We start from the raw sequence: 24,891 nt of genomic DNA, 5'->3' as shown, positions 1-24,891 counted from the left end.
TACCCCCCAAATCCCTGTCGAATTCCGGCCAGCGTGTTTGACGGGGCGCCTAAGATCAAAATCAAAAGCAAGAGCACGGCGGCCTGGTAGCCGACCTGAGTGGTGTAGAGCAAAATCAAATGCGGTCCACTGTGGGAGCTGGCTTGTCGGATCGCCGCATCGCTGCGATGCAGGCGCCTCGGTCTTTCAGATACGCCGGCAGGCTGTTACCGCTTCGCCAACCAGTAATCATGCAGCTCCCGCGCTGCCGGTTCGATTTCGCTGACGCGTTGCTGGTGTGCTTGTACATCCAGGTCGGCCGGGAGTTCGAAGTTGTCTTGTTCGGCGCACCAGGAGATTTTTTCCAGCAGTGCAGCTTGTTCTGCCGGCAGTTGCGGCCAGTTGCCGATGGCGGCGCCGCGGATGTAGCCAAAGCACCATTCTTCGGCGAGGGTCACGGGGTGGCCTTGGTGTTCGTTTTCGTCGAAGCGGGCGTTGAAGCTGTTGGCGTCGCTGGACAGTTGTGCGGCCAGGGTGTTGAGGTGGCGCACGCACAGTTCGAGGAAGCTCTGCGCTTCGTCCATGTTGTCCCATTCCGGGTTCTGGCCGCCCCAGATCGCGGGGAACCACTCGGCCACGTCCACCTGGACCGGGCTGGAGACCAGCGCGGTGAAGTAGCCGTCGAGTTCGGCCAGGTTCAGCACCGAGTGGTCGTCGCCGTACTTGAGCAGGGTGTTTTCGATGAACTCGAATTCGGCGGGGGTGAGGGGTTGGGCGTGCATGGGGCATATCCTTTAAACGTCGAACGCCGCGAATGGGCGGCTTAAAGCGCGAAGGATGGCGTGTGCGCGGGGTTTTATCCAGCCTTTTGCAGCGTTTTCACCCGCGTCGGTTGCACAGCTTGCTGACGCACACCGAGCCGACTACTGCGAGGATGATCGGCACCAGGAAGTCGTGGTCGACGCGGGTGAATTCCGCCACCAGCACAATCGCGGTCAACGGCATGCTCATGCTGGCGGCCAGGAAGGCGGCGGCGCCGATGATTGCGAATGCGCCCAAGGGCGCGCCGGGCCACACCAGGCTCCAGGCGCCGCCGAGGAGGATCGCCAGTAAGGCGCCGTTGGCCAGGCCGGGGGTGAGCAAGCCGCCCTCGGCGCCGGCGCGCAGGCTGCTGGTGGTGATCAGGACTTTGACCACCAGCAACAACGCCGCCAGGCCTAGGGTCAGTTCATTGTCGAAACCCAGCTGCGCCGGGCCTTTGCCATTGCCGAGGATTTGCGGCAATACCATCGCCAGGCCGCCGATGATCGTGAAGTTGATCAATGACAGCACCGGCAGGCGCCAGCCCCTGGCGGCATTGGCGCGCGCCTTGCCAGTGAGCCGCGTGAAAGCGTACGCCGCCACGCCGAAGACCGGGCCGCAGACCACCGCCCATGCGATCAGGGCAGGGTTCAACACAAAGTGCGGGACCCCATATTGCGATTCCGCACCCAACCCGATCCACGCCACCGAGGCTGCAATCGCCGAAGTCGCCAACGCAATCACCGCCGCCGGCCAACTGAATGCGCCCACCAGCACTTCCAGCACGAACACCGCGCCACCCAACGGCACGTTGTACACCGCCGCCAGGCCCGCACCGGCGCCACAGGCCACGATCAGGCGATGCATCTGCGGGTCGAGTCGCGCGCGCTGGGATAACCAGGTGGCGACCAACGCGCCGACTTCCCGTGGTGCCACTTCACGGCCCAGAGGCGAACCCAAGGCCACGGTGATGATTTGCAGCAAGGCGTGGGCGAGGGTGGTCTTGGGCGGCATGATCGGCATCTTTTCCGACACCGCTTGCTTGATGCTCACCAGCGGCCGGCCATAGCGATAAATCACCCACCAGCCCACTCCTGCGACCAGGCCGCACACCACCAGCACCAGCAAGCGCCGCTCCGGTGCCGCCTCTGTCACGCCCAGCAGGAAGGTTTCATGGCTGACCAGGCTGTCCAGGCTATAACCGTAGGCCAGGTGCTGAATGCCATGCAGCAACAACGCCAGCAACATCCCGCCCAATCCGGCGCCGATGCCGGTGAACACGACCACCAGGGCGAGGATCAAGGATGAGCGAAACGGGGTCGGCATAGGCGGCTCCAGGCAATGGCCCTGATTGTATAGCCGATAAATCAGCCGACCTGGATGAAATGTATCGGCGCTGCATGAACCGCGCGGCCACAACATTCCATTACCTTTGCCCGTCCCGTTTTTGGCCGATGTGCCGTCACGTTCCCTTGTTATAGTTCGGGCCTTATCACTCGCCAGTCAGGGATCACTGCCATGTCTGAATACCAAGCTTTCGTCGTCGAACTCACCGGCAACGTTGCCCATGTGCAGATCAACCGCCCGGAAAAGATCAACGCGATGAACGCGGTGTTCTGGACCGAAATCATCGACATCTTTCAGTGGGTCGGAGACACCGACGCCGTACGCGCCGTGGTGCTCAGCGGTGCCGGCAAGCATTTTTCCTCCGGCATCGACCTGATGATGCTGGCCTCGGTGGCCAATGAGTTCGGCAAGGACGTGGGCCGCAACGCGCGCTTGCTGCGCCGCAAGATCCTGGAGCTGCAAGCCTCGTTCAATGCCGTCGACAACTGCCGCAAGCCGGTACTGGCGGCGATCCAGGGCTACTGCATCGGCGGTGCCATCGACCTGATCAGCGCCTGCGATATGCGCTACGCCGCCGAAGGTGCACAATTTTCCATCAAGGAAATCGACATCGGCATGGCCGCTGACGTCGGCACTTTGCAACGCCTGCCGCGCATCATCGGTGACGGCATGCTGCGGGAGCTGGCTTACACCGGCCGCCAGTTCGGCGCTGAAGAGGCGCGCAGTATCGGCCTGGTCAATCGCGTCTATCCCGATCAGGAGAGCCTGTTGGCCAGCGTCATGGACATCGCCCATGAAATCGCCGCCAAATCGCCGATTGCGGTCACCGGCACCAAGGCCATGATCAGCTACATGCGTGACCACACAGTCAATGATGGCTTGGAATACGTTGCCACCTGGAACTCGGCTATGTTGCAATCCAACGACCTGCGCGTGGCCATCGCGGCCCACATGAGTAAGCAGAAACCCGAATTCGTGGATTGACTGACATGACCCCAGGCTGGATTACCACAACGCTGCTGGACAACGACACCCCCGGCGGCTGGGCCGTCGCCCGCAGCCGCGACGGCTTTTTGCATGACACCAACGGCCCGCTGTTCCCCCGCGAATGGCTCAAGCGCCAGGACCTGTCGGTGTTCGCCGAACACGGCATCGGCCACCTCGACGGCGAGCCGGTGTACCTGCTGGAACTCAATGCTTCTACTGAAGTGCCGGGTTGCAGCTGGCAGGGGCTGCGCGGCTTCATGCTGCAAGGCGATCACACCCTTTACAAGGTGCTGGGCTACGCGGCGCAGATCGGCACCTGGGCGCGGGAACACCGGTTTTGTGGGAGTTGCGGCCAGGCCATGGTCCAGGTGCCGCGTGAGCGGGCGATGCATTGCCAGGCCTGCGATTTGCGCAGCTATCCGCGTATTTCGCCAAGCATGATCGTGCTGGTGACCCGTGGCGACGAGATCCTTTTGGCGCGTTCGCCACGTTTTGTCACGGGGGTGTACAGCACGTTGGCGGGGTTTGCCGAGCCGGGCGAGTCGGCCGAAGACTGCCTGATCCGCGAGGTGCGCGAGGAAGTGCAGGTGGAGGTCAAGAACATCCAGTACATGGGCAGCCAGTGCTGGCCGTTCCCGCATTCGATGATGCTGGGTTTCCATGCCGAGTACGCCGGCGGTGACATCGTGCCCCAGGCCGACGAGATCGAAGACGCGCAGTGGTTCAACATCCACGACTTGCCGCCGTTGCCGGCGTCACGTTCGATTGCGCGTTACCTGATCGACCTCTACCTGGCCCGTCGTCTAGGCCACGCTGAACCAGTGCTGCCAGGCTAAGCGCACGGTCAGGCCAAGGACCACGGTGATGAAGACCGGGCGAATGAATTTGGCGCCGCCGCTGATTGCACTGCGGGCGCCAAAGAACGCGCCACACATCACCGACACGCCCATGGCCAGGCCGACGATCCAGTCCACCGAACCGTTGATGATGAACACCGTCAGCGCCGCCGCGTTGCTGACGAAGTTCATGCTGCGCGCCACGCCGCTGGCTTTCACCAGGTCGATGGGGTGCAACAGCATCGTGCTCACGGTCCAGAACGCCCCGGTGCCGGGGCCGGCCACGCCATCGTAGAAGCCCAGGCCGAAGCCCTGGGTGGATTGCCATTTCTTCTTGATCGGCGCATCGGCGTCCAACGGCGCCTTGGGCGTGCCGCCGAACAGCAGGTACACGCCGCAGGCGAACACAATCACCGGCAACATCTTGTTCAGGGTTTCAGCGGGCAGGTAGTGGGCGACCACGGCGCCGGTCAACGCACCGATCAACGTGCCGACGATGGCATGCACCCACTGGCGCGGATGGAACAGCTTGCGCCGATAGAAGGTGAAACTGGCGGTGGCCGAGCCGAAGGTGGAACTGAGCTTGTTGGTGCCCAGTACCAGGTGCGGCGGCATGCCGGCGGTAAGCAGCGCAGGGGTGGTGAGCAAACCGCCACCGCCGGCGATGGCGTCGATGAAACCGGCGATAAAGGCGACAACCGCCAGGATGGCCAGGGTGGTGAGGTCTACGCTGAGTTCGAAGGGCATGGGCAGGGCTTATTATTGGCAGGGTGCGCAGCGAAGGGGCTGGGCGAAAGGCCGCCATCTTACTCGCCCGCCATAGGCAAATCCAAATGTGGGAGCGGGCTTGCTCGCGAATGCGGTGTATCAGTACCCAATGTACCGACTGACAATCAGCATTCGCGAGCAAGCCCGCTCCCACATTTTTAACCGTGACGCTTATCCAGCCACTCCAACGCCGTCCGCCAGATACAAATCCCCAGGAAATACGCCGACATCACCGACCACAAGCCAAACGTCCATGGGTTGGTGTTCGGGTAATCCATCACCATTAAGAAGCTGCACAGCAGCCAGATTGTGGTCACTGCGATGTTGATCGGCATGAACCGCTTCACCCGGAACGGGTGCAGGAACTTCATCGGCGTCACGGTCAGCAGGGCCAGGCCGATCACGGTGAGCAAGGTGACCCAGGCTTCCGGCTGGATGATATAAACGCACAAGGCCACCACATTCCACGCGGCGGGGAAGCCGACGAAGTAGTTGTCCTTGCTCTTCATGTTGACGTTGCAGAAGCAGAACAGCGACGACACCAGGATCACCGACACCGTGAAGAGATGGGTAAAGTCCGGCAGGTCGATATAGCGATAGATAAACAGAGCGGGGATGAACACGTAGGTGAGGTAATCGATCACAAGGTCCAGCACGGAGCCGTCGAAGCTCGGCAGTACCGTGCTGACATTCACCCGTCGCGCCAGTGAGCCATCAACCCCGTCCACCACCAATGCCAGGCCCAGCCACAGCAGGCAAGCCTTGGGAGAGTTTTCCAGCAACGCCAGGGTGGCCAGGAAGGCCAATACCACACCGGTGGCGGTAAAGCCGTGGGCGCCCCAGGCTTTGAGTCTGGCTACATGCAGGGTCGATATCACGGGCGGTTCTCCAAAAGGTGAAACGGGGCAGCCGACGACGTGACGCCGTCGAGTCTGGCCGGGGAATGCAGGTATCGACCGGGAAGGGGGTAAGAAGGTTCACCACCCCGGTGTTTCACTTAGCGTAGCAAGCGTAAGACGTTTCGGCATCAGCCCTGGCGGAATACCAATGCCTTTAAGCCACTTCGCACATCAATATCAGGAAATTCCGGCGGGTTTTGCAGGCGCTCGACAAAACGCAGGCCCGGTGCCTCGCGGGTGACACCGTCGATCAGGAAGTCTTCGCCGAAGGCCGGGTCATTCATGCACGCCAGTACCGTGCCCTGTGGCGTGAGCAGGTCCGGCAGGCGGCGCAGCACGCGCTGGTAGTCCTTGGTCAGCAGGAAGCTGCCTTTCTGGAAGGAGGGCGGATCAATGATCACCAGGTCGTAGGGGCCGTTGTTGGTAACTTTGGCCCAGGACTTGAACAGGTCGTGGCCGAGGAAACTGACGTTGCTCAGGTCATGACCATTCAGGCGATGGTTGTCGCGACCACGGCTCAGGGCGCCACGGGCCATGTCCAGGTTCACCACGTGGTCGGCGCCGCCTTCGATGGCCGCCACCGAGAAGCCACAGGTGTAGGCAAACAGGTTGAGAACGCGCTGGCCCTTGGCCTGCTCGCGCACCCAGTTGCGGCCGTAACGCATGTCGAGGAACAGCCCGCTGTTCTGTTTTTTACCCAGGTCGATCAGGTAGCGCAGGCCGCCTTCGGTGATGGTCAACTCGTCGACCGGGTCGCCCGACAGCCATTCGGTGGTGCTTTGCGGCAGGTAACGGTGTTGCAGGGCGATGGTGTACGTACCGAACTCGGTTTGCAGCAAGTGCTTCAAGGCTTCCAGCTGCGCAGCGTCCGGCTCCTTGAACAACGCCACCAGCAGCACGCCTTGCAACCAGTCCACTGTCAGTTGCTCCAGGCCCGGCCAGCAACGGCCACGGCCGTGGAACAGGCGGCGGGTTTCAGCCGGCGGAGTCGCCAGGGCGGCAAGCAGGTGGGTGTGCAGGGTGGCGAGTGCGTCTGGGGTCATCGTTAAACGTCGGTCGTTGAGCGGGCGGCATTTTAAACACAATTGCGGGCTATCGTCCCGCTTGAGCATAACGTGCTGGAAAAAACATAATTGGCAGTGAATCATGCTCAAAATTCAATGGTGCGCGCCTGATAACAGGCAAAAAAACCTCCCATGCCGACATAAACTGGAAAAAAAGCCCGGAGGTACCCATGAACGGTTTCACGAATGCGGTGATTGATCAGCAAGAGTTGGATGAGTGGCGCGACGCCCTGGCGTCCCTGGTCACTCACGCCGGCCCCGCGCGGGCGCGGCAGATCCTCGACCTGCTGGCCCAGGACGCCAGTGCGCCGCCCATCGACTGGAAACCGCGCCATGGCACGCCCTACATCAACAGCATCAGCGTGGCGCAGCAACCGGCATTCCCCGGCGACCTGGCTACCGAAGAACGTCTGGCCTCGCTGGTGCGCTGGAATGCCTTGGCCATGGTGGTGCGGGCCAACCAGGCGTACGGCGAGCTGGGTGGTCATATCGCCAGTTACGCCAGCGCGGCGGACTTGTTCGAAGTCGGTTTCAACCACTTTTTTCGCGCCCGCAACGAGGGCTTCGGCGGCGATCTGGTGTTCTATCAACCACATTCCGCGCCTGGCATCTATGCACGAGCCTTCCTTGAAGGGCGCTTGAGCGAAAGCGACCTGGCCCACTATCGCCAGGAAATAGGCGGGCCCGCGCAGGGCGCACGCGGCCTGTCCAGCTACCCGCACCCGTGGCTGATGCCGGACCTCTGGCAGTTCCCCACCGGTTCCATGGGCATTGGCCCCATCAGTTCGATCTTCCAGGCGCGCTTCATGCGCTACTTGCAGCACCGCAACTTGCAGGACACCACCGACCGCCACGTGTGGGGCGTCTTCGGTGATGGCGAGATGGACGAGCCGGAAAGCATGTCGGCCCTGACCCTGGCCGCCCGCGAAGGCCTGGACAACCTGACCTGGGTGGTCAACTGCAACCTGCAACGCCTTGACGGCCCGGTACGTGGCAATGGGCGCATCATCGATGAGCTGGAGGCGTTGTTTGCCGGTGCGGGCTGGAACGTGATCAAACTGGTGTGGGGCTCGGACTGGGATGCGTTGTTGGCCAAGGACGCCGACGGTTCGCTGGTCAACACCTTGTCCAACACCGTCGACGGTCAATTCCAGACCTTCGCCGCCAAGGACGGCGCCTACAACCGCGAGCACTTCTTCGGCCAGAGCGAGTCCCTGGCCCGGCTGGTCGAGGGCATGAGCGATGAGCAGATCGACCGCCTCAAGCGCGGCGGCCACGACATGGTCAAGATCCACGCCGCCTACCACGCCGCACGGCGGGTCAAGGGCAAACCCACGGTGATCCTGGCTCAGACCAAGAAAGGCTTCGGCATGGGTGAGGCCGGGCAGGGCAAGATGACCACCCACCAGCAGAAAAAGTTGGACCGCGATGCGTTGATCGCCTTCCGCAATCGCTTCCAGTTGCCGCTGACCGATGAACAGACCGAATCCCTGAGCTTCTTCAAACCGGCCGAGGACAGCCTGGAGTTGCGCTATCTGCACCAGCGCCGCACAGCGTTGGGCGGCTACGTGCCCAGTCGCAGCCAGGTCGCCGCCCCGGTCAGCGTGCCGGCCGTATCGGGTTACGCCGCCTTCGCCACGGCGGCCGACGGCAAGGAAATGTCCACTACCATGGCGTTCGTGCGCATGTTGACCAACCTGCTCAAGGACAAGGCGCTGGGGCCGCGCATCGTGCCGATCGTGGCGGATGAAGCGCGCACGTTTGGCATGGCCAACCTGTTCAAGCAGATTGGCATCTATTCCAGTGTCGGCCAGCGTTACGAGCCGGAAGACATCGGCTCGATCCTCAGCTACCGCGAAGCCACCGACGGGCAGATCCTGGAGGAGGGCATCAGTGAAGCCAGCGCCATCAGTTCCTGGGTCGCGGCGGCCACCAGTTATTCGGTGCATGGCCTGCGCATGTTGCCGTTCTACATCTATTACTCCATGTTCGGCTTCCAGCGCGTCGGCGACCTGATCTGGGCTGCCGCCGACCAACGCGCCCGTGGCTTCCTGCTTGGCGCCACCGCCGGGCGCACCACCCTGGGTGGCGAAGGCTTGCAGCATCAGGACGGCAGCAGCCACCTCATCGCCGCCACCGTGCCCAACTGCCGCGCCTACGACCCGGCGTTCGCCGGGGAATTCGCGGTGATCCTCGACCACGGCATGCGCCAGATGCTGGAACAGGATGTGGACGAGTTCTACTACGTGACCCTGATGAACGAAAACTACCCGCAGCCAAGCCTGCCGGAAGGGGTTGAAGCGGCGATTATCAAAGGTATGTACCGCCTGCAAGGCACGGCCAATGCCCAGGTGCGCCTGCTCGGGTCCGGCACGCTGGTGCGCGAAGCCCAGGCGGCGGCGCAGTTGCTGGCGGACGATTGGCAGGTGGCGAGTGAAGTGTTCAGCGTCACCAGTTTCAGCGAGCTGGCGCGGGATGCGCGGGAGGTGGAGCGCTGGAACCGGCTGCACCCGCAGGCCGCTGCGCGGATCAGCCATGTGCAGGAATGCTTGCCCAAAGGCGCACCGGTAATTGCGGTGTCCGACTATGTGCGGGCCGTGCCGCAGATGATTGGTTCTTACCTGGATTCCAACTACACCGTGTTGGGCACCGACGGCTTTGGGCGCAGCGATACACGGGCGGCGTTGCGGGATTTCTTTGAGGTGGACCGCCATCACATCGTGCTGGCGGCGTTGACGGCGTTGGTAGAGCAGGGCCGTCTGGAGGCGCGGGTGTGCCAGGAGGCGATCGAGCGTTATGACCTGCAGGCCGAACGCGCAGCCTCCTGGAATGGCTGAGTCAGAAACTGGCTATCAGTGGAGGCCCAAACGCCTCCCTGATAAACCCCGGTGCGATATACCGCTCGTAATGCGCCTCTGACAGCAGGAAAAACTCCCGGTCAATCGCATCCCGCAGATCCGCCAGGCTGCGCTCGCGAAACTCCGGCAGCAGCGCCAGCCCATACGCGTCCAGCTTGGAAATCACCCGCGCACCCCGTGCAATCAACTGATACGCCCAGCAATAGGCCGACTGGTGCGGCATGAAGCGGATCTTGCGCGTCTCAAGCTGCTGACGCAGCAGCTGCGCATCCAACACCTCCAACTTGCTGGCCATGACCTGCACCAGCAATTGCTCCAGGCGCAGCCACACTGCCTGTTTCTCGTCGGCGTTGTAGCCGTTCCACTGGATCACCTCATGGTGATAGCGCTTGCAGCCCCGGCAGACCAGGTCCCCGTAAACGGTGGAGCACAGGCCGACGCAGGGGGTCTTGATGGTTTGATTGGGCATAAGTCAGTGAAACCGGATTAATGTGGGAGCTGGCTTACTGTGGCGAGGGAGCTTGCTCCCGCTGGACCGGGCTGGCGCTCCAGTGCGCAGCGCTCCCAAGCTTTTGGGGCCGCTTCGCGGCCCAGCGGGAGCAAGCTCCCTCGCCACAAAGCCCGCTCCCACACTTTTAGTCCCAGCTCAGCGCGCCGCCAGTCTGGTACTCGATCACACGGGTCTCGAAGAAGTTTTTCTCTTTCTTCAAGTCCATGATCTCGCTCATCCATGGGAACGGGTTAGTCGTCCCTGGATACTCTTCCTTCAAGCCAATCTGCGACAGGCGACGGTTGGCGATGAACTTGAGGTAGTCCTCCATCATCGCCGCGTTCATACCCAGCACGCCACGCGGCATGGTATCGCGAGCATATTCGATCTCCAGCTGAGTCCCTTGCAGAATCATCTGGGTCGCTTCTTCCTTCATCTCGGCATCCCACAGGTGTGGGTTTTCGATTTTGATCTGGTTGATCACATCGATACCGAAGTTCAGGTGCATCGACTCGTCACGCAGGATGTACTGGAACTGCTCGGCGACGCCGGTCATTTTGTTGCGACGGCCCATGGACAGGATCTGGGTGAAGCCGCAGTAGAAGAAGATGCCTTCCAGCACGCAGTAGTAGGCGACCAGGTTGCGCAGCAGCTCTTTGTCGGTCTCGACGGTGCCGGTTTCGAACTTCGGATCGGAGATCGAACGGGTGTACTTCAGGCCCCAGGCGGCTTTTTTCGCGACCGAAGGGATCTCGTGGTACATGTTGAAGATCTCGCCTTCATCCATGGCCAGCGATTCGATGCAGTACTGGTAGGCGTGGGTGTGGATCGCCTCTTCGAAGGCCTGGCGCAGGATGTACTGGCGGCACTCCGGGTTGGTGATCAGGCGATACACGGCCAGCACCAGGTTGTTGGCGACCAGGGAGTCGGCGGTGGAGAAGAAGCCCAGGTTACGCATGACGATGCGGCGTTCGTCGTCGGTCAGGCCTTCGGGGTTTTTCCACAGCGCGATGTCGGCGGTCATGTTGACCTCTTGCGGCATCCAGTGGTTGGCGCAGCCGTCGAGGTACTTCTGCCAGGCCCAGTCGTACTTGAACGGTACGAGTTGGTTGAGGTCGGCGCGGCAGTTGATCATGCGTTTTTCGTCAACGGCGACGCGTGCGGCGGAGCCTTCCAGCTCGGCGAGGCCTTCGGCGACGTCGAGTTTGTCGAGGGCGGCCTTGGCGCGGATGATCGCGGCGGAGTCGTTGGCGGTCACATTACGGGCTTCCAGCGCTGCGGCGGCGCCGGCACCGTCGAGACGGTCCATGTTGGCTTCGCTGGCGTGGCCGGCGTTGGCGCCCTTGATCACCGCTGCACCGGTGTCTTCGTTGTCGACTTCATCCCAACTCAGCATGGAAATGCTCCTTCCTGGTATTCGAAAAATAAGTGTTTTTGCAGGCTTCAAGGCATTGAAATACTGCGCATAGTGTGGTCGGTAAATACCGATACTGCACACTATGTAGTGGTCTGTTTTGTTTGTGGGCACACTATATGGTGTGTAACAACGATGGTCAACGCACAAGACGACCGCCATCGTCGCAGGGGGTATGAGCAAAACTCACAGCCCCATGACTTTTAATGGTTACGGCCGCTTTCCTACCCAGTGCTAAAAAATCGCCAACCAGCTCCCCATAACAACAACGAGCGTTTGCGCAATGAAAACACTGGATCTCTACATCGGCGAAGGTTTCGAAGGCCCGGGCGTCAACGCGGCCCACATCAATATCCTTATCGGCCCACGCAACGGCCCGGCGGGCCAGGCCTTCGCCAACAGCCTTGCGTCGCCAAGCCAAGGCCATTGCCCGTTCATGGTGATTGCCCAGCCGAACATCCCGGTCAAGCCCATGACCCTGTACGTCAACAAGGCTGAAATCAGCAGCGATTTGCACGGCAACGCCACCTGGGGCGCGTCCCAGGCCGGTATCGCCAAGGCGGTGCTGGAAGCCCTGCTCGACGGCACCTTGCCGCCGGAAGCCGAGGACGAGTGGGCCATCGTCACCGCAAACTGGGTCAACCCAGGCTGCGATGACCTGGATGCCGTCTACCTGAACAACTACAACGCCTGCCGCACCGCGATCCGCGCCGCCCTGACCGGCACGCCGTTCACCGCGCAATTGGCCGACGTGGTCAACCACATCAGCAACCCTTTCTACACGCCAAAGGCCTGAGGAGATTCCCATGCAATACACTCGATTGGGCAACTCCGGCCTGCAAGTCTCGCGCCTGTGCCTGGGCACCATGAACATGGGCACCCCGGACTGGAAACCGTGGATTTTCGACGAAAAGCAAAGCGAGCCCATCGTCGCCCACGCCCTGGCCAACGGCGTCAACTTCATCGACCTGGCCGACTTCTATTCCGCCGGCGTCGGCGAAGAAGTGGTAGGGCGCATCCTCAAGCGCGTGGCGCGGCGTGACGAGATCGTGGTCACCACCAAGGTCGGCTACGGCACCCGCAGCGGCATCAACGCCAGCGGCCATTCGCGCAAGCACATCATGGACAGCATCGACGCCTCCCTCAGCCGCCTCGGCATGGATTATGTGGACGTGTTCATGCTGCATTACTTCGACGTGAACACTCCGGTTGAAGAAACCATGAACGCATTGAACGACATCGTGCGCTCCGGCAAGGCCCGCTACATCGGCGTGTCGACCATGCTCACAGGACAGCTCGCAAAAATTCTCATGGCCTGCGAGCGCAATGGCTGGGTCAAGCCGATCAACATGCAACTGCAACTGAACTGCGCCTACCGCGAGGAAGAACGCGAGATGATCCCGTTCTGCCGCGACCAGGGCCTGGGCGTCTCGGTGTTCAGCCCGCTGGCCCGTGGCTTGCTAACCGGCGAAGTGCAGTCGACCCGCAACCAGACCGACTTCTTCACCCAGCAGATGTACAGCGACCAGGCGTCGTTCGACATCGCCCACTCGGTACAACGCGTGGCCCGCGCCCGTGGCGTGTCCAACGCGCAGATCGCCCAGGCCTGGGTCGCCAACCACCCCGGCGTCGACGTGATGCTGGTGGGCGCCGACACCACCGAACAATTCGATAGCGCACTGGCCGCCTTGGACACCCCATTGGATGCCGAGGAACTCCACGAACTGGAGCGCAACTACACCCCGTGCGATGTGATCAACGACTACACCGCCGGCAAGCGCATCCTGCGTGCGGCCCGTCCGGGCCTGGACCGTTTCAACTTGATCGAGGCCGTGGCATGAACCCGCTGATCCGCAAGGGCAACTACATCGATGGCCAATGGTCCAGCGGTGGGCCGACCTACCCGGTGCTCAACCCGGCCAATGGCGCGCTGATTACTGATGTACAGCGCGCCGCCGCCGAAGAAACCAACCTGGCCATCGACGCCGCCCACCGCGCCTTGCCGGCCTGGCGCAAGCTCACCGCCAAGGAACGCAGCCAGCGCCTCAAGCGCTGGAGCGAGCTGATGCTGAGCAATCAGAAGGACCTGGCGCAACTGCTCAGCCTGGAGCAGGGCAAACCCCTGGCCGAAGCCATGGGCGAAGTGGTCTATGCCGCGAGCTTCCTGGAGTGGTTTGGTGAAGAAGCCAAGCGCGCCTACGGTGATGTGATCCCGAGCCACAAGGCGGATGCGCGCATCATCGTGGTCAAGGAAGCTATCGGTGTGGTCGCGGCGATCACGCCGTGGAACTTCCCCCTGGCCATGGTCACCCGCAAGGTCGGCCCGGCGCTGGCGGCCGGTTGCACCATGATCCTCAAGCCTTCGGAAGAAACCCCGCTGTCGGCGTTCGCCCTGGCGGTGTTGGCCGAGCAGGCGGGGATTCCGGCGGGGGTGTTCAACATTGTCTCCGGCGATGCCGTGGCGATTGGCGGTGCACTGCAAGCCTCCAGTGTGGTGCGCAAGCTGTCTTTCACCGGCTCGACCCGCACCGGCAAGCTGCTGATGCGCCAGGCCGCGGATACCCTGAAAAAAGTCTCCCTGGAACTGGGCGGCAACGCACCGTTCATTGTGTTCGACGATGCCGACCTGGACGCCGCCGTCAAAGGCGCCATGGCCTCCAAGTTCCGCAACACCGGGCAGACCTGTGTGTGCGTCAACCGCTTCTTCATCCAGGACGGTGTGTACGATGCCTTCACCCGCAAACTGGCCGAAGCCGTCAGCGCCATGCGCGTCGGCAGTGCCTTGGACGGCGAAACCGAACAGGGCCCGCTGATCAACGCCGCTGCGTTGGCCAAGGTCGAAGCCCATGTCGGTGATGCCCTGGAGAAGGGCGCCACGCTGTTGTGCGGCGGCCGTCGCCATGCACTGGGCGGCACCTTCTTTGAACCGACCATCCTCACCGAAGCCCACGGCGACATGCTGATCGCCCAGGAAGAAACCTTCGGCCCGGTAGCCGCGTGCTTCCGTTTCAAGGACGAAGCCGAAGTGCTGCAACGCGCCAATGACACGCCGTTTGGCTTGTCCGCCTACTTCTACAGCCGCGACATCGGCCGCGTGTGGCGCATGGCCGAAGGCCTGGAAGCCGGCATGGTGGGGATCAACGAAGGAATCATCTCCACCGAAGTCGCGCCGTTTGGCGGCATCAAGGAGTCGGGCCTGGGCCGTGAAGGTTCCAAGTACGGGCTGGAGGATTACCTGGAGATCAAATACCTGTTGATGGGCGGTCTATAGAGGCAACACCGACCCCTGTGGGAGCGGGCTTGCTCGCGAATGCGGAGGGTCAGCCACCTCATGCATCAACTGATACACCGCTTTCGTGAGCAAGCCCGCTCCACAGGGAGTTTGGGCTTGCCCGCTGTTACTCCGTCAAGAACAACAATATGGAGAACACCCATGACCGCTCAATCCATAAAAATCGACGACCTGCCGATCGGCCGCTTTCACCTGAAAATCGCTGGCCTGACGTTCGGCGCGCATTTTACCGACGGCTACATCCTCGGCCTGATCGGTATCGCCTTCACCCTGCTCAGCCCACAGATGCAACTCGATGCGTTCTGGCAAGGCTTGATCGGCGCTTCCGCCCTGATCGGCCTGTTCTTGGGCAGCCTGTTCTTCGGCTGGATCTCCGACACCCTCGGTCGGCAGAAAATCTTCCTGGTCAGCTTTGTGCTGATCACCGTGGCCTCGGTGATGCAGTTCTATGCCGAGACAGCCATGGGCTTGTTGCTGTGCCGCATTCTGATCGGCATTGGCCTGGGCGGTGACTTCAGTGTGGGCCACGCCATGCTCGCGGAGTTTTCGCCGAAGAAACATCGCGGCGTGTTGCTCGGCTCGTTCAGCGTGATCTGGACCTTCGGTTACGTGGCGGCGACCTTTGTCGGCACTGCGATGCTCAGCCTGGGCGACGACGCCTGGCGCTGGATGCTGGCGTCGTCGGCTATCCCGGCCGGCTTGATCCTGATTGCGCGTATCGGCACGCCGGAGTCTCCGCGCTGGCTGGTCAACCGTGGGCGCATTGCCGAAGCCCGCGCCATCGTCAAGAAACACCTGGGCGAGCATGTGGTGCTGGACGAAGAACCGTCCGCGCAAACTCGCTCCGGCTATGGCGTGCTGTTCAGCCGTGAGTACCGCAAGCGCACCGCGTTCAACTGCCTGTTCTTTGTGTGCATTGTGATGCCGTACTTTGCGATCTACACCTTTTTGCCGTCGATCCTGCAAAAGATGGGCTTGTCCCAGGGCTTTGGCACCGAGCTGCTGCTTAATCTGCTGCTGATTATCGGTGCGTTGATCGGCATCTGGTGCACGGTGAAGTTTTCGCGCCGGGGCTTCTTGATCAACTCGTTCATCATCCTGGCCGCAGCGTTGTTCTTGCTCGCGGTGTTGCCGGGCAGCCTGGCGTGGTTGATGGTGCTGACCTTCGGCGTGTTCACGCTGGTGCTGTCGGCGGTGAGTAACCTGGTCGGCGTGTTCCCGGCGGAAAGCTTCCCCACCGAAGTGCGCGCCAGCGGTATTGGCCTGGCCACGGCTGTGAGCCGCCTGGGCTCGGCCATCAGCACCTTCCTGTTGCCGGTCAGCGTAGCTGGGATCGGCTTGAGCCCGACCATGGGCATTCTTGCGGCGATCCTGGTGTTTGGCGCGATTATCTCCTGGGCCTGGGCCCCGGAAACCAAGGCGCTGACCTTGAGCCAGGCGTGCAAGGCCGAGGCACCGCCGGTGTCAGGGGTTGCTGACCTGGCCCAGCCACTGCGTAAACAACCGCACCTTGGATAAACCCTGTTTGTCCGTCGCCACATCCAGCCAATAGCCATAAGGGCCGATCACTTCCACGGGGGTGATCGGCAACAGGCTGCCGTTGGCCAACTCACGTTCGATCATTTGCCGGTCGATCACCGCCAGGCCACCGCCTGCCAGGGCGGTGTGGATCACCTGGTCCAGGGTGCTGAATTCCAGGCCCTGGTCCGCATCGATGTCCTCACGGCCCATGGCCGCCAGCCAGTTTTCCCACACCTTCAAACGCTTGCCGCCGTGCAGGATATGCAGCAGTGGAAATCGCCGCAGGTCCGGCGGTTGGCCGTCGCTGAACAATTCCGGACTGGCGACCGCGATATGCCGCTCCATCACCAGCAACTCACTGCTGCAATGCGCCGCCGGTTCCAGGCCGAAACGGATCTGGCAGTCGATTTCCGCCAAGCTGTCGTGGGTCGCCTGGTGGGTGACGCTGAGATTGATGTCCGGGTAACGCTCGCAAAAGCGCCGCAAATGCGCGGACAGCCAACGCGTGGCCCAGGTCGGCGGTGCGACGATACGCAGGCGCTGGCGCAGGTTGGGCACGCGCACGGCTTGCAGGGCGCGTTCGATATGGTCGAAGGCGTCGCTCAAGTGCGGCGAGAGGGCAAAACCGGCTTCGGTCAGGGACAGGCCTTGGGGCGTGCGGATAAAGAGGGCGACGCCAAGGTAGTCCTCCAGTTGCTTGATCTGGCGGCTGACTGCGCCCTGAGTGACGTTGAGGCCTACGGCGGCCTGGCTGAAGCTGCGGTGGCGGGCGACTTCTTCGAAGACGCGGAGCATGTTGAGGGCGGGGAGGTGGCGCATGGTTCGGGTTCCACACATTGTTTTTATGGTGTTTGTGCTGGCTTCTTCGCGGGCAAGCCCGCTCCCACAGGGGAATGCATTCAAACTGTGGGAGCGGGCTTGCCCGCGAAAGCGTCAGAACTGACGACGCCTATTAGAAGTAATACCCAATGTTCATGTACAGCTGATTCTCCCACTGGTTGCTACCCCCAGCCCCCAGGCTCTGGGTGTAGCTGCTGCCACCGATGTACGGGTCATTCTTGCCAATCAACCACTCCGTCGCAATCCACAACTTGCTGAACGAAAACGACGTACCTAGGATCACCCGCTGCGAGGTCTTGAACTCATCGGCGGACTTGTCGAAGGCGCTGTAGTTGGCATACAGCTTCACACCGCTGACCTGATCCCACAGGTACTTGCCGCCCACGTCATAACTCAGGTCTGCCACATACAGGTTGCCGCGACTGGCGACGTTGAAGGTGCCGTCATAGCCGCCCAGGGTCACCACTTCGTCGGTGCCGGCGTTGCGCGGCGACATCTGTTGGCGCGCCGCCTGCAGTTGCAGGCCCCACGGGCCGTTCTTGCCCAGGTAGTGGAGGGCCACGGCGTTGCGTCGGCCATCGTTGCCGGTGTCTTTGTTTTCCAGGGTGGAGGTGAGGCCGGACAGGCCGACTTCGGATTTCCAGTCGCCCAGGTCCAGGGCCTTGGCCACGCGCAGCACCACGGTGTTGCGTTCCTGGTTGTCGCTGCCGTCGGCGACGTAACTGTCCGCGCCGGAGACCACGCTGGAATAGGTCACGCCCTTGCTGGTGCCCTTGCCTTGCCATGCCGGGCGCAGGTAATAGCCGGCCTGAATGTTCCAGTCGCCGGTCTGTTGCACGTACTTGGCGCCGACCTGCTGCACGTCTTCCAGGCCGATCACGTTGCCCAGGGTTTCGTAGAAGGTGCTGCCGAAGTAGGGCTGCAAGCCGAATGGCACGGTGTTCAGGCCCACTTGCACCTGTTGCTCGGGGTTGAACTTGTAGCCGACCCAGGCGAACTTGGCGAACTGGATGTCGCCGTAGTTCTTGGTGTACTGGTAGGGGTACGAACGCCCGTAGAAACGGTACTGCGCCTCGCCGATCCAGCTGTCGGAGTTGTACTTGGCGCTGAGGAACACGGTGTCCAGGCCGAACTTCTGGATGTCGCGGTCCGGGTCGTAGTCCCAGCGCGCGCGGATGGCGCCGCCGAGGTCGAGGTTGTCGGTGACCTGCACGGCCATGGCTGGCGCTGCGAGGGCGCCGAGCACAGGGATGAGGGTGAAGTAGCGCATCGTTGGTCGCATGGTTTTACTCTCGTTTTTAGTTTTTTTGGGCAACAGCAGCCCATTGCCGCAGCGAACGCTGCGACGCAGGGAAAAGGGTTGAACTCAGTGAGCCGTGGGGCGGATCAGCCGCAAGGGCGGTCCGGCGGCGGGCAGTTCGGACGCGCCCGGTGCGGCCGCCAACAGTGCCTGGGTGTAGGCGTTTTGTGGGCGCAACAGCACCTGTTCGGCGGTGCCGTACTCCACCACTTCACCCTGGCGCATCACGGCGATGTGGTCGCTGATCTGCGCGGCCACCCGCAGGTCATGGGTGATGAACAGGATGCTCAGGTTCAGTTGCTTCTGCAGGTCGGCCAGCAATTGCAGCACCTGTTTCTGCACCGACACATCCAGCGCCGACACGCTTTCATCGGCGATCAGCACTTGCGGTCGCATCGCCAGGGCGCGGGCGATGCCGATGCGTTGGCGCTGGCCGCCGGAGAACTGCCGGGGTTTGCGCTGCAATGCATCACGCTTGAGGCCGACCTGTTCCAGTAAATCACCGGCCTCGGCCCAGGCATCCTTGGCCGACAACCCACGCAATTGCGCGGCGCGCGCGATGATATCGCCGACACGGTGGCGCGGGTTCAACGAACCGTAGGGGTCCTGGAAAATCATCTGGATACGCCGCCGATTGGCCGCCAACGCCGACCCATTCAAGGCCAGGAAATCGGTATCGCCGACCCACACATGCCCACTGTCACTGTCCACCAAGCGTATCGCTGCCTTGACCAGGGTGCTTTTGCCCGAGCCGGACTCGCCGACAATCGCCAGGGTCTTGCCCCGTGGCAGGTTCAGCGACACATTGCGCAGCGCCGCCACCGAGCTGCCGCCGACGGTGTAGGTCTTGGTCAGGTGCTCGATACGCAGGGCCATTTCGCCGTCGGCACTCGGCGCATGCAGCTCCGGGTGCAGCGCCGGCACGGCTGCGATCAGCTTGCGCGTGTAGGCGTGGGCCGGTGCGTTCAGCACCTGGTCACGCTCGCCGATTTCCACCAGGCGGCCGCCTTCCATCACCGCAATGCGGTCGGCGATCTGCGCCACCACGCCGAAGTCATGGGTGATAAACAGAATGCCGTGTTGCCCACGTCCGCGCAGGTCGCGCACCAGTTTCAGCACCTGGGCTTGGGTCGTTACATCGAGGGCGGTGGTGGGCTCGTCAGCGATCAGCAAATCCGGGTTCATCGCCAAGGCCATGGCGATCACTACGCGCTGGCATTGGCCGCCGGAAAGCTGATGGGGAAAGCTGTTGGCGATGCGCGGCGGGTCCGGCAGTTGGGTGGACTCCAGCAGCGCAAGCATGCGTTCACGGCGCTCGGCGGCGGGCATCTGCGGGGCGTGGATGTCGAAGATTTCTTCGACTTGCTTGCCGATACGAATCGCCGGGTTCAGCGCCGCCATGGGTTCCTGGAAGATCATCGCGATGCGGTTGCCACGCAGGGCGCGCAAGCGGGCTTCGTCGAGGGTACAGATGTCATCGCCGAGAAAATCGATCACGCCGCCGGCATGTCGCAATCCCTTGGCGTAGTCGCCCATGATCGCCGCCGACAGCACGGATTTGCCCGAGCCCGACTCACCGATCACGCAGAGGATTTCGCCCTTGCGCACTTCCAGGCTGATGCCCTGCACGGCGTGGCTACGGTCGGCGCCCTTGGGCAGTTCGACGCTGAGGTTGTCGACCCGCAATACGGTTTGCTGGCTGTTCATGCTCAACTCCTTGCGCCTTGCTGCGCGTGTTCATCCAGCCCGTCGGCGAGCAGGCTCAGGCCAAGCATCAGGGTGGAGATGGCGATGCAGGGGAAGATCACCAGGTGCGGGAAGGAAATGGCCATGGCGCGGCCGTCGTTGATCATGCCACCCCAGTCCGGCGTAGGCGGCGGCAGGCCGAGGCCGAGGAAACCCAAGGCACCGATCATGATCGCGGTGTAGCCGATGCGCAGGCAGAAATCGACGATCAGCGGCCCGCCGCAGTTGGGCAATATTTCCACCAGCATGATGCGCAGCGAGCCTTCGCCCTGGGTGATGGCGCTGAGCACGTAGTCGCGCGAGCGGATGTCGATGGTCAACGCGCGCATGATGCGAAAGATCGCCGGGGCGCTGGTAAAGGTCACCGCAATCAGGATATTCAGCGCCGACGCGCCGAGGGCGATGATGATCACGATGTACAGCACCAGCACCGGGAACGACAGCACGGTATCGGCCACGTAGGACAGCGCCGCGTCCACCCAACCGTTGAAGTAACCGGCGCACAGGCCCATGGCAATGCCCACGGCAAACGCGGTGAGGGTGGCGAGGATCGACCAGAACAGCACGGTGCGCGTGCCCCAGATCAGGCGCGATAGGATGTCGCGGCCAATCATGTCGGTGCCGAGCAAAAAGCGTACGCCGTCATCGCCGGCGGTCATCGGCGTGAGCAACGGCGTGAGCAACGGCGTGAAGCTTTCCAGCGGATCATGGGGCGCCAGCCACGGCGCGCACAGGGCGATCAGCACCCAGCCGCCGACCAGCAGCAGGCCGAGCAGGGCCAGGGGATGTTTGAAGGCGTTGAGCAGGTTCATTGGCGGCCTCCGCCGAGACTGTGCAGGGTGATGCGCGGGTTGAGCCAGGTGTAGGCCAGGTCCGAGAAGATCTTGCTGATGCCCACCACCACGCCGCTGATCATTGCGCAGGCTTCGATCAGGTAGACGTCATGGTTGAGCGACGCGGTGTACAGCAGCGAGCCGAAGCCCTTGTAGGCGAAAAACACCTCCACCACGATGACGTTCGACAGCAGCCACGGGATGTACAGCATGATCACCGTGACCGGCGCGATCAGCACGTTACGCAACGCGTGGCGCAGCACAATGCGCGTAGTGGACGCGCCTTTGAGCCGTGCGGTGCGGATATACGGCGCTTGCATCACTTCCACCATCGACGCGCGGGTAATGCGCGCCAGGTAGCCAATGCCGAACAGGCACAGCACCATCAGCGGCAGCACCAGTTCCACAGCGCTGAAGCCATCGCTCATGCTGCTCACGCCGGGCAGCCAGTTAAGCCAGAACACAAAGATCGCCGAGACGAACACCGCACTGGCGAAGTCCGGGATCGAGGTGGTGACAATCGACAGGAACGACACCAGCCGGTCGATCAGCGAGCCCTGGCGAATCCCGGCGAGGATGCCCAGGGTCAACGCCACCGGCACCATGACCAGCAAGGCCAGCCCGGCCAGGGCCAGGGTTTGCCACAGGTTGGGCAGCAGCAGTTTCAACACCGGCTCGCGAAAGTACACCGAGGTGCCCCAGTCGCCGGTCACGAAGTCCTTGAGCCACACCAGGTAGCGCCACACGAAGGGTTGGTTGTAGCCGTGTTCCAGCAGCCACGCCGCGCGCTGGTCGGCGGCGGAGTAGGGGCCGAGGACGTTGATCGCTACGTCCTCGATGTTCAGCTCCAGGGCCAGAAACACAATCAGCGACACCGACAGCAGTGTCGCCAACAGCATCAGCAGTTTGCGCAATAGAAAATGAGCCATCAGGTGCATGCTCCGACGGGTAATGGGAAGGGTGTCGCGCCTCAGCTCTTCAACTCAGAAGCTCAAGCGCTCAGCCAGACATTGCCCATGGGGTAGAAGTCGGAAGGGTGCACCTGGAAGCCCTGCACCTTTTTGCTCACGGCGGTGAACTTGTCGCCCCAGAACGGCTGCACGATCACGCAGACGTCCTGCAGGATCTGCTCGACGCTCTGCATGGCCACGGCGCGCTGTTTCGGGTCGATGATGCCCATGGCTTTGTCCAGCGCCGCGTCGAAGGCCGGGTCGCTGTAGTGGCTTTCGTTCCAGGCGCCACCGCCACGGTAGGCCAGTTCCAGGGACATCACGCCGAGCGGGCGATGGGCCCAGTAGGTCAGGCTGAACGCGGCCTTGTCCCAGATCGGCCAGTATTGGGCGGCTGGGACGACTTTGAGGTTGATGCGGATGCCGGCTTCCAGGCAGTTCTGTTGCAGGATCTGCGCGCAGTCCTGTTCATAACGGCCTTGGGTGTTGCCGACGATCAGGTCGATGTCCAGGCCATTGGCAAAACCGGCCTCGACCAGCAGTTTTTTCGCCGCCGCCACATCGCGTTCGCGCTTGGGCAGTGGGAAATATTCGGGATGGGAAGGGGCCACATGATGGTCCTCGCCCAGGGTGCCCATGCCGCGATAGGCGACCTTGAGCATCTGCGCGTTGTCGGCGCAGAGCACCACGGCTTTACGCACGCGCACATCGGTGAAGGGCTTCTGGTCGCAGGCCATGCGCATCACCACGGTCTGCGCGGATTTGCAGCTGAGCAGTTGCGCGCCGGGCAGGCGCTTGGCCAGGTCCAACTCGGCCACGGTGACGCGGTACAGCACGTCGACTTGGCCGGCTTGCAGGGCGGCGAGGTGGGTGGACACGTCGGTGCCCATGTCGATGTAGCGCAACTCGTCGAGGTTGGCCGGTTTGCCCCAATAATCGGCGCGCTTGGCGAAGGTCGCCTGCTTGTTCACGGCAAACGACACCAGCTTGAACGGCCCGGTGGCCAATGGGTTTTTCGCCCAGTCATCCCCGGCCTTGAAGCTGCGGTGCACCAGGGCGCAGGTGAAGGCGTTGAGCATTTCCGGGATCGCCAGGATCGGCCGCTTGAGTTGCAGGCGGAACTGGTAGTCGCTGACTTTTTCGAAGGCCTTGATGTCCTGGAACGCGGTGCGGTTGACCGACTTGGAGTCGGCGGCAATCCAGCGCTGGATATTGTGCTGCACGTCATCGGCGTTGAAGCTGTCGCCGTTGCTCCACTTCACGTCCTGGCGCAGGTTGAAGGTCCAGGTGGTGAGATCCTCCGATGGGCTCCAGCTTTCGGCGAGGTAGGGGTGGGTGACGTTGTCGGCGTCGACCAAGGTCAGGTATTCCAGGGAGTTGCGCAACAGGTTCGAGGCTTCGATCCAGGTGATCAGCATCGGGTCCTGGATTTCCTGGATGGCGCAGGCAAACCGCAGGCTGCCGCCTTGGCGGGCGGGCGTGGCGTCGGCGGCCTGGGCGTCGCTGCCGAGCAAGGCTGAATCGATGAAGGTGGAGGCACTGGCCGCCGTGATGCCGAGCAGGGCGGCGGTGCGCAGGAATTGGCGGCGGTTGATCTCGCCGCGCTGCACTTGGTTGCACAGTGCGTCGACAGCGGGGTGCGGCGCGTTACCGTCCAGGGTCGCAAGAACGTTGGAGTCGGACATGGGGCTGCTCTCATGTTGTTTTTATTAGAGATGCCCGCAGTTTTGTGATTTGCGCAAAGATCGACAAACGATAAATTCAGCCGTTAAACGTTCATTAAACGCATGTTAGTCCGCGTCAGGGCGCCAAGGTGTGGAGATAGACGGGCTGGCAGATACAAAAAATCATGTTGGCTAGGAAACATCCTACGTAACGTGGGATGCTTGGTGCCTCGTCAGTCGTCTTCGAGTGCCCTTCATGAAACGCAAAATGCCCGGTCTCAATGCCCTCAAGGCTTTCGAGGTGGCCGGCAGCACCGGCAGTTTTACCCGGGCTGCGGAGCTGTTGAACGTGACCCAGAGCGCGGTCAGCCGCCAGGTCCGGCAGTTGGAAGAACAGTTGGGCGAGAACCTGCTGGAGCGGCGTCATCATCACTTGGAGCTGACCAGCGCCGGGCGCGTATTGCTGCGTGCGCTGCACCAATCCTTCGACAAGATCGAGTTGACGGTGCGCAGTATCCAGCAGAAAACCCACTCCAATCGCCTGCACGTCAATGCGCCGCCGACCTTTACCAGCCGCTGGTTGATGCCGCGCCTGGGGCGCCTGCGTGAGGCCCACCCGGAGTTGGAGTTGAGCATCACCACTTGCTTGCAGGACAGCCTGGCGCAGACCAGCACGCTCGATTGTGCGATTCGTTTTGGCAATGGTGAATGGGATGGCTTGGACAGTTCGTTGTTGATTCAGGAGAGGCATATTGCGGTGTGTGCGCCGTCGTTGTATGCCCGTGAGTGCAGCGATGGGGTGGACTTGAATCGCATGACCTTGCTGCATGTGTTGGCCAGTGAGGATCAGCGGTATCTCACGTGGAAACATTGGTTGGATGCGGCGCGCATCCATGGGGTGGATACCCAGGGTGGGTATGAGTTCGATCTGTTGGATCTGGCTATTCGGGCGGCTACGGATGGGTTGGGGATTACCATTGCTGACTGGCATATGGTGGCGGCGGAGTTGGCGTCTGGGCAGTTGACTCAGGTGTTGAATGTGCATGTGGAGGGGCATCAGTCGTATTGGTTGGTGACTCGGCCGGAGCAGACGGATATGCCGCAGTTGCAGGTGTTTGGGCAGTGGTTGCAGGAGGAGATCTGGTTGGCGCAGCGGCAGTTGGAGCCTTCGACTGCGGCGGGGTGAGGGGGGTTTGGATTGAGTGCATATCCGTTATTTGGGTGATGGCTGATATGGGTTCCGCCCTTACGGCGGCTCACTTTTGAAAAGCCCAAAAGTAAGCAAAAGGCTCTTGCCCCAAC

Annotated in this window: 21 protein-coding genes; 8 read left to right on the top strand and 13 right to left on the bottom strand. The window is 62.2% G+C overall.

The genetic code is table 11. From position 1 onward, the window contains the following. Positions 1-206: 206 nt before the first annotated feature. Complete coding sequence (locus HX823_RS28565) at positions 207-761, bottom strand: UPF0149 family protein (protein WP_177077933.1); 555 nt, start codon at positions 759-761, stop codon at positions 207-209. 97 nt (positions 762-858) lie between these two features. Further along, the gene (locus tag HX823_RS28560; protein WP_177077931.1) at positions 859-2,106 is read right to left on the bottom strand and encodes a chloride channel protein; all 1,248 of its coding nucleotides are present in this window, start codon (positions 2,104-2,106) and stop codon (positions 859-861) included. 192 nt (positions 2,107-2,298) lie between these two features. On the opposite strand from HX823_RS28560, the gene HX823_RS28555 reads away from it, so the two are divergent. Both HX823_RS28555 and nudC read left to right on the top strand, forming a co-directional pair. Then, positions 2,299-3,111 carry a crotonase/enoyl-CoA hydratase family protein gene (locus tag HX823_RS28555; RefSeq protein ID WP_177077929.1) on the top strand — a complete coding sequence of 271 codons (813 nt, stop codon included), beginning with the start codon at positions 2,299-2,301 and terminating at the stop codon, positions 3,109-3,111. 5 nt (positions 3,112-3,116) lie between these two features. Continuing rightward, positions 3,117-3,950 carry an NAD(+) diphosphatase gene (nudC, locus tag HX823_RS28550; protein ID WP_033898318.1) on the top strand — a complete coding sequence of 278 codons (834 nt, stop codon included), beginning with the start codon at positions 3,117-3,119 and terminating at the stop codon, positions 3,948-3,950. Here the strand turns inward: nudC and HX823_RS28545 are convergent. The 3 genes from HX823_RS28545 to HX823_RS28535 form a co-directional block, all read right to left on the bottom strand. Then, positions 3,918-4,697 carry a TSUP family transporter gene (locus HX823_RS28545; protein ID WP_033898325.1) on the bottom strand — a complete coding sequence of 260 codons (780 nt, stop codon included), beginning with the start codon at positions 4,695-4,697 and terminating at the stop codon, positions 3,918-3,920. The genes nudC and HX823_RS28545 overlap by 33 nt on opposite strands. 179 nt (positions 4,698-4,876) lie before the next feature. After that, complete coding sequence (pcsA, locus tag HX823_RS28540) at positions 4,877-5,596, bottom strand: phosphatidylcholine synthase (RefSeq protein ID WP_038847913.1); 720 nt, start codon at positions 5,594-5,596, stop codon at positions 4,877-4,879. A gap of 149 nt (positions 5,597-5,745) precedes the next feature. After that, complete coding sequence (locus HX823_RS28535; RefSeq protein ID WP_038847916.1) at positions 5,746-6,660, bottom strand: class I SAM-dependent methyltransferase; 915 nt, start codon at positions 6,658-6,660, stop codon at positions 5,746-5,748. A gap of 191 nt (positions 6,661-6,851) precedes the next feature. Between HX823_RS28535 and mdeB the strand changes: the two genes are divergently transcribed. Next, positions 6,852-9,518, top strand: a complete 2,667-nt coding sequence (gene mdeB / locus HX823_RS28530; protein ID WP_177077926.1) for an alpha-ketoglutarate dehydrogenase — start codon at positions 6,852-6,854, stop codon at positions 9,516-9,518. A 1-nt stretch (position 9,519) separates the two neighbouring features. On the opposite strand, the gene HX823_RS28525 is transcribed toward mdeB, so the two are convergent. Beyond that, entirely contained in the window at positions 9,520-10,008 is a 489-nt protein-coding gene (locus tag HX823_RS28525) for a DUF1289 domain-containing protein (protein WP_038847922.1), read from the bottom strand. 166 nt (positions 10,009-10,174) lie between these two features. Then, entirely contained in the window at positions 10,175-11,425 is a 1,251-nt protein-coding gene (locus tag HX823_RS28520; RefSeq protein WP_005788524.1) for a ribonucleotide-diphosphate reductase subunit beta, read from the bottom strand. Between the two features lie 301 nt (positions 11,426-11,726). Between HX823_RS28520 and fae the strand changes: the two genes are divergently transcribed. From fae to HX823_RS28500, 4 genes are all read left to right on the top strand, one after another. Next, positions 11,727-12,239 (top strand): formaldehyde-activating enzyme, encoded by a 513-nt coding sequence (gene fae / locus HX823_RS28515; protein ID WP_033899609.1) that lies wholly within the window; start codon positions 11,727-11,729, stop codon positions 12,237-12,239. 10 nt (positions 12,240-12,249) lie between these two features. Next, on the top strand, positions 12,250-13,284 hold the full coding sequence (locus HX823_RS28510; RefSeq protein ID WP_033899610.1) for an aldo/keto reductase: 1,035 nt from the start codon (positions 12,250-12,252) through the stop codon (positions 13,282-13,284). Further along, positions 13,281-14,714 carry an NAD-dependent succinate-semialdehyde dehydrogenase gene (locus HX823_RS28505; RefSeq protein ID WP_038850871.1) on the top strand — a complete coding sequence of 478 codons (1,434 nt, stop codon included), beginning with the start codon at positions 13,281-13,283 and terminating at the stop codon, positions 14,712-14,714. The genes HX823_RS28510 and HX823_RS28505 overlap by 4 nt, the downstream gene beginning before the upstream one ends. Positions 14,715-14,876: 162 nt before the next feature. Further along, positions 14,877-16,253: an MFS transporter gene (locus tag HX823_RS28500; protein WP_038850869.1), complete on the top strand. Its 1,377-nt coding sequence runs from the start codon at positions 14,877-14,879 to the stop codon at positions 16,251-16,253. Here HX823_RS28500 and HX823_RS28495 read toward each other — a convergent pair. From HX823_RS28495 to HX823_RS28470, 6 genes are all read right to left on the bottom strand, one after another. Then, entirely contained in the window at positions 16,200-17,075 is an 876-nt protein-coding gene (locus tag HX823_RS28495) for a LysR substrate-binding domain-containing protein (protein WP_177077924.1), read from the bottom strand. The two genes, HX823_RS28500 and HX823_RS28495, sit on opposite strands and share 54 nt — an antisense overlap. A 133-nt stretch (positions 17,076-17,208) precedes the next feature. After that, positions 17,209-18,378 carry a hypothetical protein gene (locus HX823_RS28490; protein WP_038850866.1) on the bottom strand — a complete coding sequence of 390 codons (1,170 nt, stop codon included), beginning with the start codon at positions 18,376-18,378 and terminating at the stop codon, positions 17,209-17,211. An 84-nt stretch (positions 18,379-18,462) separates the two neighbouring features. After that, positions 18,463-20,103, bottom strand: coding sequence for an ABC transporter ATP-binding protein (locus HX823_RS28485; RefSeq protein ID WP_038850864.1), 1,641 nt, complete (start codon positions 20,101-20,103; stop codon positions 18,463-18,465). Between the two features lie 2 nt (positions 20,104-20,105). After that, positions 20,106-20,954 carry an ABC transporter permease gene (locus HX823_RS28480; RefSeq protein WP_177077922.1) on the bottom strand — a complete coding sequence of 283 codons (849 nt, stop codon included), beginning with the start codon at positions 20,952-20,954 and terminating at the stop codon, positions 20,106-20,108. Continuing rightward, positions 20,951-21,904, bottom strand: coding sequence for an ABC transporter permease (locus HX823_RS28475; protein ID WP_033899632.1), 954 nt, complete (start codon positions 21,902-21,904; stop codon positions 20,951-20,953). Before HX823_RS28475 ends, HX823_RS28480 begins: the two co-directional genes overlap by 4 nt. A gap of 62 nt (positions 21,905-21,966) precedes the next feature. Next, positions 21,967-23,610: an ABC transporter substrate-binding protein gene (locus tag HX823_RS28470; protein WP_177077919.1), complete on the bottom strand. Its 1,644-nt coding sequence runs from the start codon at positions 23,608-23,610 to the stop codon at positions 21,967-21,969. A 235-nt stretch (positions 23,611-23,845) separates the two neighbouring features. Here HX823_RS28470 and HX823_RS28465 point away from each other — a divergent pair, with 235 nt between their 5' ends. After that, complete coding sequence (locus HX823_RS28465; RefSeq protein WP_080642459.1) at positions 23,846-24,775, top strand: LysR substrate-binding domain-containing protein; 930 nt, start codon at positions 23,846-23,848, stop codon at positions 24,773-24,775. Positions 24,776-24,891: the final 116 nt, after the last annotated feature.

Origin of the sequence: Pseudomonas sp. P7759, from assembly GCF_013386445.1 — a bacterium.
In the GTDB taxonomy this organism is placed as follows: Bacteria; Pseudomonadota; Gammaproteobacteria; order Pseudomonadales; family Pseudomonadaceae; genus Aquipseudomonas; species Aquipseudomonas azotoformans_A.
This window is presented reverse-complemented; position numbering and strand designations above follow the sequence as displayed.